At 69.1% G+C, this 460-nt stretch carries 1 pseudogene; it reads right to left on the reverse strand.

From position 1 onward, the window contains the following. Positions 1-460, reverse strand: a pseudogene (locus tag M3667_RS16590) (hypothetical protein); the annotation flags it as partial.

The following is a 460-nucleotide window of genomic DNA, read 5'->3' on the forward strand; positions in this document are numbered from 1 at the left end:
TCGGGATGGTCTGCAGGAGATCGCAAACGGGCCGCACGACGCTCCAGACCGTCGGGCTGAGCGCGGACAGCAGTCCGACCGCGCCGCCCACCACCGCACAGATCAGCACCGCCGTGCCCGAGAGATAGAGCGACAGCAGCGCCGGTTCCCACAGGCCCATGACCATGATGATGGCGGGCAGGATCACGGCATAGGCCGCCAGCGCCCACCCGCCTGCCACCCAGCCGAGAGCACCCACTCCGAACAGCACGAAGGGCCAGGGCAGATGCGTGATGCCCAGCTTCAGCATTCCCGCCGCCAGCAGCAGGACCAGGCCTGCCAGAAGGTGGCCTCGCCATGCCAGGACCACCGCCAGAAGCGCCGCGACGATGAACCAGGCGACCGAGAGCGTCGCGCTCCAGGGAAAGCCCCAGGTCGCAGGCGTCACCGCGTGGTCGAGCCCAATGCGCAGGGGCAACAG

The sequence above is a fragment of the Microbacterium sp. P26 genome (assembly GCF_023712585.1).
In the GTDB taxonomy this organism is placed as follows: domain Bacteria; phylum Actinomycetota; class Actinomycetes; order Actinomycetales; family Microbacteriaceae; genus Microbacterium; species Microbacterium algihabitans_A.